The following is a 13649-nucleotide window of genomic DNA, read 5'->3' on the forward strand; positions in this document are numbered from 1 at the left end:
GGAACAACCACAACCAACCCTCTTAACTAACTCTAACTTAACTTGCCGCCTATATGTCTATCCAACGCCACGTAGTGGCTTCTAATCCATCTTCTAATATCACCCCTCTCTCTAAAAGCTGATCTCTTAAATTGTCTGCTACATTCCACTCTTTATTTTTACGAGCAATATTTCTTTTTTGAATGATTTTTTCAATGAGGGTTATATCACAATTTTGGGTATTCTGTTTTTGCAAGAAGGAATCAGGATCTTTTTTTAAAATGCCGATAATATTGGCTAAATATCGTAATATAGTAGCTATATCATGCATTTTTGTAGAACGTTCTGATTTCAGTTTATTTACTTCGTGCGCTAATTCAAATAGTACTAAATAAGCTTTTGGAGTATTAAAGTCATCATTCATTGCTTTATTGAACTTATCAATAAATACTTTACCTTCATTTATTGGAAAAGTAGTAGGATGTGTTCCTCTTAAAGCTATATAAAGATTTTTAAGTGCTTCTTGTGATTTTTTTATATTCTCTTCTTTATAATGGATTGGACTACGATAATGACTAGACATCAGAAAGTAACGGATCACTTCAGATTCATATTTACTCAGAATGTCTCGTACAAAAAAAATATTATTAAGTGATTTAGATATTTTTTTCTTATCTATCATTACCATCCCAGAATGCATCCAAATATTTACATATGGACTATTATGAGCACAAACAGATTGAGCTATTTCATTCTCATGATGCGGAAAGATTAAATCAGAACCTCCACCATGTATATCAAAATAGTTACCTAATTCTTTGCAACTTATTGCAGAACATTCTATGTGCCATCCGGGACGACCTAATCCCCATGGAGAGGGCCAATTTGGTTGATTAGGTTTGGCCATTTTCCATAATACAAAATCTAATGGATTTTCTTTGATCTGATCGTTGTTTGAGGTACGAGATTGAGTACGAAGTTTTTCAATTTTTTGATGTGATAATATCCCATAATTTTTATAACTACTAACAGAGAACATAATATCTCCATTAGAGGCTATATAAGCATGTCCTTTATTGATCAATTGCTTAATGAATATTATAATATCTGATATATGTTGAGTTACACGAGGCTCATAATTTGGACGGATTATATCTAATGCATCTAAATCCAGATGCATTGCATTAATCATTCTATCAACCAATTGATAGGGATTTTCACCGTTTTGCGTAGCACGTAAAATGATTTTATCATCAATATCAGTTATATTGCGAACATAATTCACTTGATAACCGCAATATTTCAGATATCTTATTACAATATCGAAAGTTAAAAATGTTCGAATATGTCCTATATGACATAAATCATAGGCCGTAACTCCACATACATAAATATTAACATGATTGAAATGAATCGGGTAAAAAATTTCTTTTCTCTTAGTTAATGTATTAAAAATACTTAGCATATTATTATCCTATCTATGCAATATTCGATTAATATTTATATACTACTCCATCGATCGGTCCATTCTATAGTATGAGTGTATTTTTTGTCTCAGACGTTCATCTTTGTACAAAAGAATCAGATACTGTATCTATATTTCTTAATTTTTTAAGATATTGTTCAAAAAAAGCTAATTCATTATATATTCTTGGTGATCTATTTGACCAATGGGTTGGTGATGATGAGATGGATGCTCTTCATCAAGAGATTGCTATAGGTATTAGAAAATTAAGTCAGCAACATGGTATTCCTTGTTATTTTATTCATGGAAATCGGGATTTCTTACTAGGAGAAAATTATGCAATAAACTGCGGTATGACTTTACTACCAACACAACAAATATTAACTTTATTTGGATATAAAGTGATTATTTTACATGGAGATATCCTTTGTACAGCAGATACTATTTATCAATTATTTAGAAAATATACTCGTAAACAATGGGTAAAAAAAGCTTTCTTATCTTTACCATTATCTATTAGAAAATCTATTGTTAATAGCATACGTCAATATAGTAGTAATCATATACCTTATATTCACAAGAATCATAGTGAGGTCAATTTAAATTTAGTTCTACAGATTATGCAACAAACAGGGGCAATGATAATGATTCATGGTCATACACATCAACCAGCTATTCATACTATGAATAATTTATCCAATCAACATAAAAGAGTAGTATTAGGACATTGGGATAAGTATGGATCTATAATAGAATTTAATCAATATGGGATACATCTATTTCCATTTCCTTTAAAATAATCAATCCTATTAGGATATACTCTATGCATCATACTCATTATATTCATTATACTCATTATATTCATTTGTATTTTATTAACCATGATTAATTGTTATCATTGTTATTATTTTAAATAAAATAAATAATACCGTTTCTTTTGAGGAAAAATTATGTATCAATCTTTAATTTATAATCACTTTAATGAAAGTATACAAGTATTAAAAGCTTTTCTTAAAGAAATCGATCATATTCAATCCATTGAAAATGCAGCAAAATTAATCGCCGATACTTTTAAATCGGAAGGTAAATTATTTTCTTGTGGAAACGGAGGCTCTCATTGTAATGCTATGCATCTTTCTGAAGAATTAACTGGAAGATACAGAAAGAAGCGATCTGGTTATCCTGCAATTGCTATATCCGATCCTAGTCATATATCCTGTGTAGGGAACGATTTTGGATATGATAAAATATTTTCACGTTATATCGAATCTCTTGGAAAAAAGGGAGATATTTTATTTGGGATTTCAACTTCAGGAAATTCATCGAATATTATAGATGTTATAAAAACAGCGCGTCAAAAGAAAATGGCCGTCATTTTACTAACTGGAAAAGATGGTGGAAAAATTTCCGGTAGTGCGGATGTAGAAATTAATGTACCCCATATTGGTTATGCTGATCGTATTCAAGAAATTCATATGAAGATAATTCATATTATTATATTTTTAATAGAAATGGAAATGTTATCATCAGTCTAATTTTATTAGAGCAGGAATATGCTTCTTGCACTTATACCTGGAGTCAATCGGATTTGAACCGACAACCTTTTGCATGCCATGCAACTGCTCTACCAACTGAGCTATGACCCCATATAGAAATAAAATCAAGAATTTTCAGATAAATATAGAATAATCTTATCGATACGTGATAGAACGCGTTTTTTTCCTACTATATATAAAATTTTATCAATAGGTGGTGAACTATTAACACTAGTTATAACTATACGTAACATCATATTTATAATATTTTTTTCCAATTTAAATTGTTTTGATGTTACTTCTATAAGACTACGTATAGATTCTATCGACCATTTCAATAAATTCTCTAAATCTTTACGAATAAAAATAAGAATTGGAATTGAGGATTTCTGTAAATATTTATTAACTATTGTTAAATCATATTCAAGATAATCTTCATAAATATACGAGCAATTTTGAACGATATCTTTTAAAGTCTTATAACGTTTCCCAAATAAGGGAATTAATTCTTCTACAGGTGGACCATTTTTTATAGAAATATTTTCCTTATGAAATTGCCATGTCAAATGATTAGCTATATAATGAACTGGTAAATGATTAATATAATAATGATTTAACCATACTAATTTTTTAGTATTAAAAATACTTGGAGATTTATTAATACCGGAAAAATCAAATAGTGTTATCATTTCCTCTCTATTAAAAATTTCCTTATTTTTATAAGACCATCCTAAACGTACTAAATGATTTAATAGTGCATCTGGAAGAAAGCCATCATCTTTATATTTTAGAATACTATCAGAATTTTGTCTTTTAGATAATCTTTGTCCATTATCACTTAAAATCATTGGAATGTGAGCATATTGAGGAATTTTTACATTTAAACATTTAAAGATATTAATTTGACGAGGAGTATTACTTATATGATCTTCTCCACGAATAACATGAGTAATATCCATATCTATATCATCAATTACTACACAAAAATTATAGGTTGGAGTCCCATCTGTACGTCTAATAATGAAATCATCTAATTCTAGATTATCAAATTTAATATATCCTCTAACTTTATCTGTAAAAGAGACAGAACCTTTAGAAGGATTACAAAATCTTATTACATGTGCTTTATTTAAATGAAGATATTGTTTATTATTACGACAGTAACCATCATATCTAGGTTTATTACCGTTATTTATCTGGATTTTACGAATATTATTTAAACGTTCTTGAGAACAATAACATCTATAAGCCAGATTTTTATTTAACATATCATCTATAATTGAATTATATCGATCGAATCTTTGACTTTGAAAATATGGTCCTTCATCCCAATTAATATTAAGCCATTGCATACTTTCTATAATATTTTTAACTGCAATTTTTTTTGATCGATTGAAATCCGTATCTTCTATTCTTAATAAAAATTTTCCTTCTTTTTTTCTAGCAAATAACCATGAAAAGAGAGCAGTTCTAATACTACCAACATGTAATAACCCCGTTGGACTAGGAGAAAAACGAGTTCTAATTTGCTGCATATATATATAATTTCATTAATAAAATTATATTTTATAACATTTTTATTTATAAATAAAAAGTCATTGACTCATTTTTTTTAAATCTTTATACTATTCTTTATAAATAAGCAGGTGATTAGCTCAGTGGGTAGAGCATCTCCCTTACAAGGAGGGGGTCGGCGGTTCAAATCCGCCATCACCTACCATATAAAATAGTAATAATTCAGGGTCGTTAGCTCAGTTGGTAGAGCAGTTGACTTTTAATCAATTGGTCGCAGGTTCGAATCCTGTACGACCCATTTTCAATGTTTTTTTCTATTTTATAAAGGAGCGTGAATTTGAATACCAATTGAAGAATGTAAACATTCTTCAATAAATCTAATATTACTCTCATTTTTAAAAAACTTATATATATAAACAGCAGTCTTTTCTCCTACATCTTTGACATTATTTAGTGAATCTAAATCAGCATTAATAATATTTTCTAATGTACCATAAGTCTTGGCAAGATTCCTTGCTGTTGTCAATCCTACTTCTCTAATACCTAAAGCATATAAAAATTTATCTAATGTAGTAGATTTAGATTTTTCTATAGAAAGAATTATCTTTCTTGATAAAATCGGTCCAATATTATCTATTTGACAAAGTATTTTATGATTTAGTTTAAATAGATCCGATGGAAAATGAATTAAATTATTATCAACTAGTTTATCAATGATTTTACTACCAATTCCTTGAATATTCATTCCTTGATAGGAAACAAAATGTTTAATAGACTCTTTTTTCTGTGCTATACATATAATCCCTCCTGTACATTTCGCTATTTTATTCTTACTGATTTCAATAACAGAATTACATAATGGACAATGAGTTGGTAATATAATTTTTTTGACTTTATTTAATCTTCTTTTATATAAAACTACACTAATAACTCTAGGTATAACATCACCTATACGCTGCACAATAATGGTGTCACCTAACATTAGACCCAATCTTTCAATTTCATTAAAATTATATAAACTAGCATTTTTAATTTTAGCACCAGAAATTTCAATTTTTTTAAAACAAGCAATAGGTGTAATTATCCCCGTTCTTCCTACTTGAAATTTAACGTCATATAAATCTGTTATTTTTTCTTTAGATTGAAATTTATAAGCAATAGCCCAACGAGGGGCACGAATAGTAGAACCAAGTTTTTTCTGTAGTTTTAATTGATCTACTTTTATAACCATACCATCAATATTAAAATTTAAATTTGATCTGATTTTACATGCTTTATAATAAATATCCAAAATATCTTTAATATTATTAGATAGATATCTAAAATTATGTACCGGTATACCCCATAATATTAATTGTTGTAAACACTGCCAGTGACTATTAAAAGAAATAGTACGACTTTCTAAAGAACCTACCCCATAACTAAAAAAAGCTAAATATTTTTTAGATATTATGTCTGAATTTATACTACGTATTGATCCAGCAGCAGCATTACGTGGATTAGAAAATAACCTTTTTCCTTCTTGAAAATTAATCTGATTTAATTCAGTAAATTTATTGTTTAACATTAATACTTCACCACGAATTTCTAACATATCTGGTATATTATCTGTATTTAAATATTTGGGAATCGATTTAACCATACGAACATTGTCAGTAATATCTTCTCCAATCAGACCATTTCCACGAGTAGCAGCTTGTATTAAACTGCCATTTTTATATATAAGATTAATAGCTATTCCATCAAATTTTAATTCACAACAATATAAAATTTTATCAGTATTAAATAGATTATTAATTTTTTTATCAAAATCTATTAATTCTAATTCATTAAAAATACTATTTAATGATAACATCGGAGTAAGATGATGAACTTTTTTGAAATATTTTTTAAAAGAAGTACCAATTGTTTGAGTAGGTGAATCTATAGTTAATAAATCTGGTCTTTTCTCTTCTAATAAACGTAATTCTTCCATTGCTTCATCAAATTCCATATCAGAAACTTCGGGATTATTTTTAACATAATAAAGAAATGCCCAGTGGTGTAGTTTTTTTCGTAGATTATTAATATATGATTTTATATCATCCATAAAAAATTTTTCTTTATAAAAAGAAAGATGTTTTTCATATTTTCATATATATTCATTAATATGAAAAAATAAAATATTTAATAATCTTATATTATATTGTATAAATATATTTTATTCAAAATATAGTGAAAATTTTCATATAAAAAAGGAGAGATGCCGGAGCGGTTAAACGGAGCGGTCTCGAAAATCGCTAGCGACTATCAGTCACTTCAAGGGTTCGAATCCCTTTCTCTCCGTAAAGATAGATATAATATTTTTTATTAATTTATTCTTATAAATCAATCTATTATTAGAATAATTTATAGATAATTATTAATAAATTTAATATTATTAATATAGAGATTGGATTGATTAATCTATTTAACATAAAAATGAATTTACAGCACCATTTTCTTATTGCTATGCCTTCATTACAAGATCCGATATTTAGAAAATCGGTTGTATATATTTGTGAACATAACAAAAATGGAGCTATTGGGCTTGTTATTAATAAGCCAGTATATAAATTTACTTTTAAGAATGTTTTAAATAAATTACAAATTGCTTCTGATGATACAATCCCTTCTGTCTATTTAGATAAACCTGTCTTTTCAGGTGGACCAATTGCGGATGATCATGGTTTTATTTTACATACTCCTCAAGAAGGATTTGGATCCAGTGTAAATATTTCTCCTCAAACTATGATTACGACTTCGAAAGATATTTTAGAAAATTTAGGAACTATTAATCAACCTAATGAAATACTTCTTATTTTTGGTTATTCTGGTTGGAAGCAAGGTCAACTTGAAAAAGAAATTTTAGAAAACACTTGGCTTATTGCTCCTGCTAATAATGAAATTTTATTCCATACTCCTATTTCATCACGTTGGAGAGAAGCGGCAAAAACTATTAAAATAGATATTTATAATATCGCTAATCAAATAGGTCATGCTTAAAATGATTCGTCATAACATTATTGCATTTGATTTTGGAATGAGAAATATAGGAGTAGCGGTTGGTCAATATATTACTTGTACGGCTCAACCTCTTAAATCTTGTATAGCGAAAAAAGGAATTCCAAACTGGACACAAATAGAAAAGATTATTATGGAGTGGCTTCCAACTATTATTATAGTTGGTTTACCATTAAATATGGATGGGAGTGAACAATTCATTTCTATAAAATCACGTCTATTCGCTAATCAATTATATATACTATTTAAAATTAAAGTAATATTATATGATGAACGTCTTACTACTGTTGAAGCTAAAAATAATCTATTTTTAATGGGTGGGTATCGTGCTCTAAAAAAAAATAAAATAGATTCTCTATCTGCAGTCGTTCTCTTAGAAAGTTGGCTTTCCAATAGAGATCAAAGAGACATCTTTTCTAAAACTTTTAATTCATCTACTAACTGAATTGCATAACCAATATAACTACAAGGTAACATCTCTTTCAAACGAATTTTCTCTTTTTCTGGTAACGGAAGTAAATCTATAAATTCATGTATATCTACAGCATTTAAATATTTACCTCTACTAAATTTTTTTAGTTTTTCATAAGCATTGTTAATTCCATATCGACGCATTACCATTTGGATAGGTTCTGTTAATATTTGCCAATTTTGATTTAATTCCTTTAAAACATAATTTTTATTAATGATTAGTTTTTCTATACCGTTTAATAAAGCAAAATAAGCTATCAGTGAATATCCTATAGCTAATCCAACATTACGTAATACAGTAGAATCTGTTAAATCTCTTTGCCACCGAGAAATAGGTAATTTGGCTGAAAAATGTTTCATTATAACATTTGCTAAACCAAGATTACCTTCAGAGTGCTCAAAATCAATAGGATTAACTTTATGAGGCATAATTGAGGAACCAATTTCGGAAGAAATTGTACATGGTGTAAAAATTCCTCTAGCAATATATCCCCACATATCTCTATTGAAATCAATTAAAATTGTATTAAAACGATTTATACAATCAAAAAATTCCGCCATATAATCATGAGGTTCTATTTGAGTCGTATAAGGATTCCAATGAATACCAAGAGACTTAACAAACTCTTTACTAAGAAGAATCCAATTTATATTAGGATAAGCTATTCTATGTGCATTATAATTTCCTACGGTACCATTCATTTTTCCTAATATTTTTACTAATTTTAATTGATGGTATTGTCTTATTAAACGATAGGAGAAATTCGCCATTTCTTTCCCAATAGTAGAAGGTGTGGCTGGTTGTCCATGAGTACGAGAAAGTATAGGAATTTTTTTATATTTTATAGCAAGATTTTTTATTAGATTGATAATCTTAGACCATGTCGGTAATATAACTTCTTGACGAGCTTTTTTAAGCATTAATGCATAAGAAAGATTATTAATATCTTCGGATGTACAACCAAAATGAATAAAACTAATAATATTACTTATTTTAGATATATCTCTTACTCTTATTTTTTCTATTAAAAAATATTCTATTGCTTTAACATCATGTTTAATTGTCTTTTCTATAGATTTTATACGTTTAGCATCTTTTATATTAAAGTTATAAATAATATTATTAAGAGATTTCTCTATATAATGATTAAAAGGCAATAATTCGGTAATTTCATTACAAGATGATAATTTTTTTAACCAATATATTTCTATTTTTAAACGAAATTTTATTAAAGCAAATTCACTAAAAATTGGACGTAATATATTAGTTTGTTTTTGATATCGACCATCTAATGGAGATAGAGCAAAGAGAGAGACAGAAGAAATCTTCATTAATAATTCTCCATTTTTAATATAATAAATAGAATAAATTAAAAGGATAAAGTTTGATGAGATTCTATAATACCTCCACCAAGGCAACATTCGTCTAGATAAAATACTGCGGACTGTCCTGGAGTCACCGCTGCTATTGGATCATCGAATATCACTTTTATACGATTTTCATTAATAGGTTGAATTATACAACCGGTTTCTCTTTGTCGGTAACGAGTTTTTACTGTACAACGAAAAGATTTATTGATCGGTATTCCATTAATCCAATTAACTGATTTAGCTATAAGATTGGTAGACATTAATCTTGGATTTTGAGAACCCTGTGCTACAATTAATTGATTTAATAATAAATTCTTTTCTACCACATACCATGGATCTCCATTATATTGAGCAAGTCCTCCAATACCTATTCCTTTTCTTTGACCTAAAGTATAATGAATTAACCCATGATGTTTTCCTATAACATGACCTTCTGTAGTAACAATCGGTCCATGTTTATTTGGTAAATAAATACTTAAAAAATCTCTAAATTTACGTTTACCAATGAAGCAAATACCTGTAGAATCTTTTTTATTAGCATTGATAAATTTTAATTCTTGAGCAATTTTTCGTACTTCTTTCTTATTCAAATGTCCTATAGGAAATAAACACTGTGCTATTTGTTTATAATGTAATGAATATAAAAAATAACTTTGGTCTTTATTTTTATCAATACCTTTTAATAGTCGAGTTTCTTTTTTTAAATCTAAACGACGTACATAATGACCAGTAGCAATATAATCCGCTCCAATATCTTCTTTAGCAAGTTCTAAAAAATATTTAAATTTTATTTCTTTATTACATAATATATCAGGATTAGGAGTATATCCTAATTGATATTGTAATAAAAATGGTTTAAAAACATTATCCCAATATTCAGCAGAAAAATTTATAATATGTAATTTTATATTTAGTATATCACAAATAGCTTCTGAATCAGCTAAATCTTTTTTTGCAAAACATTCCGTTTGATTATCTTCTTCCCAATTTTTCATAAATACGCATTCTACTTTATAACCCTGTTTTTTTAATAACCATGCAGAAACAGAAGAATCTACTCCTCCCGATAAGGCAACAATTACTTTTTTTTTATTATTTATCATAAAACTCTCCTTCTTTTAGAGAAGATAAATTTTATTAAGAATAAATGAAAAAAAATGATTATAATAAAATCTTTGTTATAAAAGTAAAAAAATATAAAATTTATAGAAAATATATTGCTATATTTTAGAATATATATAATAATAATTTATTGTAGATTAGAATATACGATTCATATATTAAAGAATATTGATTATTTTCATTTAATTATAAAATGTTATTTACAAGAAATTTCTTTTTTTAATTGAATTTTGTTCTACTTTTATATTATGATTTTAATACTCCAAAGGAAATATGTATCATGGCAAAGATAAAAGGCCAAGTGAAATGGTTTAACGAATCTAAAGGTTTTGGATTCATCACTCCGGCTGATGGTAGTAAAGATGTTTTTGTACATTTCTCTGCTATTCAAGGAAATGGATTTAAAACGTTATCTGAAGGACAAGATGTAGAATTTGAAGTTCAAGATGGACAAAAAGGACCTTCCGCAGTTAATGTAGTAGCCTTATAGTTGTTCTCTGTAGTTATCTATCAAATAAGAATAAAAACTAAATCTCCTAATAGGGAGATTTAGTTTTTATTAAATCTCAATCATTATAAGGATCTGGATAACCAAATTTCTTCATAATTTTTTTTTCTAAATTTTCCATTATTTTAGCATTATTTTCTGTATCATGTATATATCCTAGTAAATGTAATACTCCATGTATAAATATATGTGCCCAATGAAATTCACAATTTTTATTATATTTTTTCGCTTCACTTTCAATTATTTTTCTACAGATCACTAAATCACCTATAAGAGGTAAATTCATTTCTTTTGGATATTCAAATAAAAAAGTGATAATATTGGTAGGACAATCTTTTCCACGATATTTTTTATTTAACATTTGACTTTCTTGTTCATCAACTATACGAATAGTGATTATAGTTGGTCTTCTAAAAAAGTGTTTGATTCCATTTAACCAATATAAAAATTTTTTTTAATTGGTAATCCTATAGTATTTTTACAAGATATTTGTAAATTTAGTTGAATTTTATTCATAATTTATTTCCAATTACTACGTAGTTTTACGGTACGATTAAATATTAATTTTTCTGAGCTAGAACAATTAATATCAATACAAAAATATCCTACTCTTTCAAATTGATATATCGCACCAGGCTTAGTCGATATGAGACTATTTTCAACATATCCATACTGAGATAAAAGAGAATTAGGATTGATAAGATGAGAAATAGACTCTATAGAAGACTCTTTTGAGTTATCAGGATCAGGATTAGGATGAAGAAAAAGATTATTATAGAGTCTAAATTCGGCTGAAATCGATTTTTTAGCTGAAACCCAGTGGATTATACCTCTTACTTCTTTTATATCTCTAATAGATTTATTTAAGGAATTCATATCACATGTACAATAAATAAGAGAAATATTGCCATTTTTATCTTTTTTAACAGAATTGGCTTGAATTATATAAGCATGACGTAATTTAATTTTTTCTCCTAACACTAATCTTTTATAGTTTTTATTTGCTTTTTCAAGAAAATCAGAACGATCAATATAAATTGATTGACTAAACATTACTAAACGGTGACCCATATCTGGTTTAGTAGGATGATTAAACATTGTAATATATTCTTCATAATGAAGAGGTAAATTTTCAAAAACTATTTGAATAGGATTGAGTACAGCTAGGGCACGCGGGGCTGTTTCATTCAATTCATCTCTAATACATGCTTCTAAAGCAGCTATTTCTAAATAATTCTCTTGTTTAGTTACTCCTATACGATGACAAAACTTACGTATTGAAGAAGCAGTATACCCTTTTCGTCTAAAACCAGATATAGTTGGCATACGAGGATCATCCCATCCATCAACCACTTTCTCTGTTACTAATAAATTTAATGTACGTTTAGACATAACACAATATTTAATATTTAAACGAGAAAATTCATATTGTTTAGGATGAGAAGAAGATCTATGAAGACTAATATGTCTTAATATCCAATCATATAAACGTCGATTATCGGCAAATTCTAACGTACATAAAGAATGTGTAATATTTTCTATTGCGTCTGAAATACAATGAGCAAAATCGTATGTAGGATAAATACACCATTCGTTACCTGTATTATAGTGATGAGAAAATTTTATTCTATAAAGGACTGGATCTCGCAAAATTATAAAAGGAGATGTCATATCAATTTTTGCTCTTAAACAAGCACTTCCTTCAGAGAATTTTCCTTCTCTCATTTTTGAAAAATAATATAAGTTCTTTTTAATACTACGCTCTCTATAAGGACTATTTTTTCCCGGAGAAAAAAAATTTCCTCTATATTTACGTATATCTTCTAGAGAGAGTTCATCTACATAAGCTAATCCTTGATGAATAAGTTCAAGTGCATAATCATATAGTTTTTTAAAATAATTAGATGTATAACAAATAGAATCTTCATCCAAATCAAAACCTAACCATTTTATATCATGTTGAATAGCATTAACATATTCTATATTTTCTTTTTCTGGATTAGTATCATCAAAACGTAAATTACATTTACCTTGATAATCTCTTGCAATTTCGAAATTTAAAAAAATAGATTTTGCATGACCAATATGTAAATATCCGTTTGGTTCAGGTGAAAATCGCGTACGAATTACCATATGCGGATTTAAATTTAGATCTTCGTTAATAATATTACAAATAAAATTTGTTAGAGATTCTTTTTTCATTAGACTTATTGTTTCCTCACTTTTTTTAAAATTTTACTAAAATATTTGATTTATTTATAAATCCTTTCAATATAAATATCTATACTATCTATGTTTAAATGGTAAAATTACTTTACAAATTTATTCATCTTCAGTAAAATCGCCGTCGTTTCAGAGAAAATTCTTTTCAATTTTAGAGAGAAAATCAATGCCAATAATTAAAGTTCGCGAAAATGAACCATTTGATATAGCTTTACGTCGTTTTAAACGATCTTGTGAAAAAGCAGGTATTTTAGCCGAAGTAAGACGTAGAGAATTTTACGAAAAACCAACAACTGAAAGAAAACGTGCTAAAGCATCAGCGGTAAAACGTCATATAAAAAAAATTACAAGAGAAAAAAAAAATCGTCGTTTTTTTATTTAATCTATAAAATAGTAAAAATTTTTATATATAAAAATT

12 protein-coding genes, 4 tRNA genes and 1 pseudogene are annotated in these 13649 nt (G+C 27.3%); 9 read left to right on the forward strand and 8 right to left on the reverse strand.

The window, feature by feature from the left end; translation table 11 throughout:
- Nucleotides 1-49: 49 nt before the first annotated feature.
- The gene (gene cysS / locus KEC37_RS00965) at nucleotides 50-1444 is read right to left on the reverse strand and encodes a cysteine--tRNA ligase (RefSeq protein WP_223139728.1); all 1395 of its coding nucleotides are present in this window, start codon (nucleotides 1442-1444) and stop codon (nucleotides 50-52) included.
- Nucleotides 1445-1515: 71 nt separating this feature from the next.
- On the opposite strand from cysS, the gene KEC37_RS00970 reads away from it, so the two are divergent.
- Together KEC37_RS00970 and lpcA are read left to right on the forward strand one after the other, a co-directional pair.
- Nucleotides 1516-2244: a UDP-2,3-diacylglucosamine diphosphatase gene (locus tag KEC37_RS00970; RefSeq protein ID WP_223139729.1), complete on the forward strand. Its 729-nt coding sequence runs from the start codon at nucleotides 1516-1518 to the stop codon at nucleotides 2242-2244.
- 150 nt (nucleotides 2245-2394) lie between these two features.
- The gene (gene lpcA / locus KEC37_RS00975; protein WP_223139261.1) at nucleotides 2395-2979 is read left to right on the forward strand and encodes a D-sedoheptulose 7-phosphate isomerase; all 585 of its coding nucleotides are present in this window, start codon (nucleotides 2395-2397) and stop codon (nucleotides 2977-2979) included.
- A 38-nt stretch (nucleotides 2980-3017) separates the two neighbouring features.
- Here the strand turns inward: lpcA and KEC37_RS00980 are convergent.
- Nucleotides 3018-3090: transfer RNA gene (locus tag KEC37_RS00980), tRNA-Ala, on the reverse strand.
- Nucleotides 3091-3104: 14 nt separating this feature from the next.
- Nucleotides 3105-4514, reverse strand: a complete 1410-nt coding sequence (gltX, locus tag KEC37_RS00985) for a glutamate--tRNA ligase (protein ID WP_223139730.1) — start codon at nucleotides 4512-4514, stop codon at nucleotides 3105-3107.
- 109 nt (nucleotides 4515-4623) lie between these two features.
- Here gltX and KEC37_RS00990 point away from each other — a divergent pair.
- Nucleotides 4624-4699, forward strand: a tRNA-Val gene (locus KEC37_RS00990).
- 20 nt (nucleotides 4700-4719) lie between these two features.
- Nucleotides 4720-4792 (forward strand) — tRNA-Lys (locus KEC37_RS00995).
- A gap of 21 nt (nucleotides 4793-4813) precedes the next feature.
- On the opposite strand, the gene ligA is transcribed toward KEC37_RS00995, so the two are convergent.
- Entirely contained in the window at nucleotides 4814-6583 is a 1770-nt protein-coding gene (ligA, locus tag KEC37_RS01000; protein WP_223139731.1) for an NAD-dependent DNA ligase LigA, read from the reverse strand.
- Between the two features lie 147 nt (nucleotides 6584-6730).
- Between ligA and KEC37_RS01005 the strand changes: the two genes are divergently transcribed.
- The 3 genes from KEC37_RS01005 (at nucleotide 6731) to ruvX (ending at nucleotide 7981) form a co-directional block, all read left to right on the forward strand.
- Nucleotides 6731-6819 (forward strand) — tRNA-Ser (locus KEC37_RS01005).
- A gap of 135 nt (nucleotides 6820-6954) precedes the next feature.
- Entirely contained in the window at nucleotides 6955-7518 is a 564-nt protein-coding gene (locus tag KEC37_RS01010; protein WP_223138808.1) for a YqgE/AlgH family protein, read from the forward strand.
- A gap of 1 nt (nucleotide 7519) precedes the next feature.
- A complete protein-coding gene (gene ruvX, locus KEC37_RS01015; protein WP_223139732.1) occupies nucleotides 7520-7981 on the forward strand; it encodes a Holliday junction resolvase RuvX in 462 nt (153 codons plus the stop codon).
- Here the strand turns inward: ruvX and purB are convergent.
- Nucleotides 7936-9339, reverse strand: a complete 1404-nt coding sequence (gene purB, locus KEC37_RS01020; protein ID WP_223139733.1) for an adenylosuccinate lyase — start codon at nucleotides 9337-9339, stop codon at nucleotides 7936-7938. The genes ruvX and purB overlap by 46 nt on opposite strands.
- A 38-nt stretch (nucleotides 9340-9377) precedes the next feature.
- A complete protein-coding gene (gene mnmA / locus KEC37_RS01025; RefSeq protein WP_223139734.1) occupies nucleotides 9378-10481 on the reverse strand; it encodes a tRNA 2-thiouridine(34) synthase MnmA in 1104 nt (367 codons plus the stop codon).
- 299 nt (nucleotides 10482-10780) lie between these two features.
- Between mnmA and cspE the strand changes: the two genes are divergently transcribed.
- Complete coding sequence (gene cspE, locus KEC37_RS01030; RefSeq protein ID WP_223138811.1) at nucleotides 10781-10990, forward strand: transcription antiterminator/RNA stability regulator CspE; 210 nt, start codon at nucleotides 10781-10783, stop codon at nucleotides 10988-10990.
- Nucleotides 10991-11066: 76 nt separating this feature from the next.
- On the opposite strand, the pseudogene ybeY reads toward cspE, so the two are convergent.
- Both ybeY and glnS read right to left on the reverse strand, forming a co-directional pair.
- Nucleotides 11067-11524, reverse strand: a pseudogene (gene ybeY / locus KEC37_RS01035) (rRNA maturation RNase YbeY).
- A 3-nt stretch (nucleotides 11525-11527) separates the two neighbouring features.
- Nucleotides 11528-13210, reverse strand: a complete 1683-nt coding sequence (glnS, locus tag KEC37_RS01040; RefSeq protein WP_223139735.1) for a glutamine--tRNA ligase — start codon at nucleotides 13208-13210, stop codon at nucleotides 11528-11530.
- A gap of 187 nt (nucleotides 13211-13397) precedes the next feature.
- On the opposite strand from glnS, the gene rpsU reads away from it, so the two are divergent.
- Nucleotides 13398-13613: a 30S ribosomal protein S21 gene (gene rpsU / locus KEC37_RS01045; protein ID WP_223139736.1), complete on the forward strand. Its 216-nt coding sequence runs from the start codon at nucleotides 13398-13400 to the stop codon at nucleotides 13611-13613.
- Nucleotides 13614-13649: the final 36 nt, after the last annotated feature.

Source organism: Candidatus Schneideria nysicola, from assembly GCF_019923565.1.
GTDB lineage: Bacteria > Pseudomonadota > Gammaproteobacteria > Enterobacterales > Enterobacteriaceae > Schneideria > Schneideria nysicola.

Excerpts from the sequence above, each read along its gene's own strand:
- gltX (WP_223139730.1), bottom strand. The coding sequence starts at position 4,514 with ATGCAGCAAATTAGAACTCGTTTTTCTCCTAGTCCAACGGGGTTATTA.
- ruvX (WP_223139732.1), top strand. The coding sequence starts at position 7,520 with ATGATTCGTCATAACATTATTGCATTTGATTTTGGAATGAGAAATATA.
- ligA (WP_223139731.1), bottom strand. The coding sequence starts at position 6,583 with ATGGATGATATAAAATCATATATTAATAATCTACGAAAAAAACTACAC.
- cysS (WP_223139728.1), bottom strand. The coding sequence starts at position 1,444 with ATGCTAAGTATTTTTAATACATTAACTAAGAGAAAAGAAATTTTTTAC.
- KEC37_RS01010 (WP_223138808.1), top strand. The coding sequence starts at position 6,955 with ATGAATTTACAGCACCATTTTCTTATTGCTATGCCTTCATTACAAGAT.
- glnS (WP_223139735.1), bottom strand. The coding sequence starts at position 13,210 with ATGAAAAAAGAATCTCTAACAAATTTTATTTGTAATATTATTAACGAA.
- rpsU (WP_223139736.1), top strand. The coding sequence starts at position 13,398 with ATGCCAATAATTAAAGTTCGCGAAAATGAACCATTTGATATAGCTTTA.
- lpcA (WP_223139261.1), top strand. The coding sequence starts at position 2,395 with ATGTATCAATCTTTAATTTATAATCACTTTAATGAAAGTATACAAGTA.
- mnmA (WP_223139734.1), bottom strand. The coding sequence starts at position 10,481 with ATGATAAATAATAAAAAAAAAGTAATTGTTGCCTTATCGGGAGGAGTA.
- cspE (WP_223138811.1), top strand. The coding sequence starts at position 10,781 with ATGGCAAAGATAAAAGGCCAAGTGAAATGGTTTAACGAATCTAAAGGT.
- KEC37_RS00970 (WP_223139729.1), top strand. The coding sequence starts at position 1,516 with ATGAGTGTATTTTTTGTCTCAGACGTTCATCTTTGTACAAAAGAATCA.
- purB (WP_223139733.1), bottom strand. The coding sequence starts at position 9,339 with ATGAAGATTTCTTCTGTCTCTCTCTTTGCTCTATCTCCATTAGATGGT.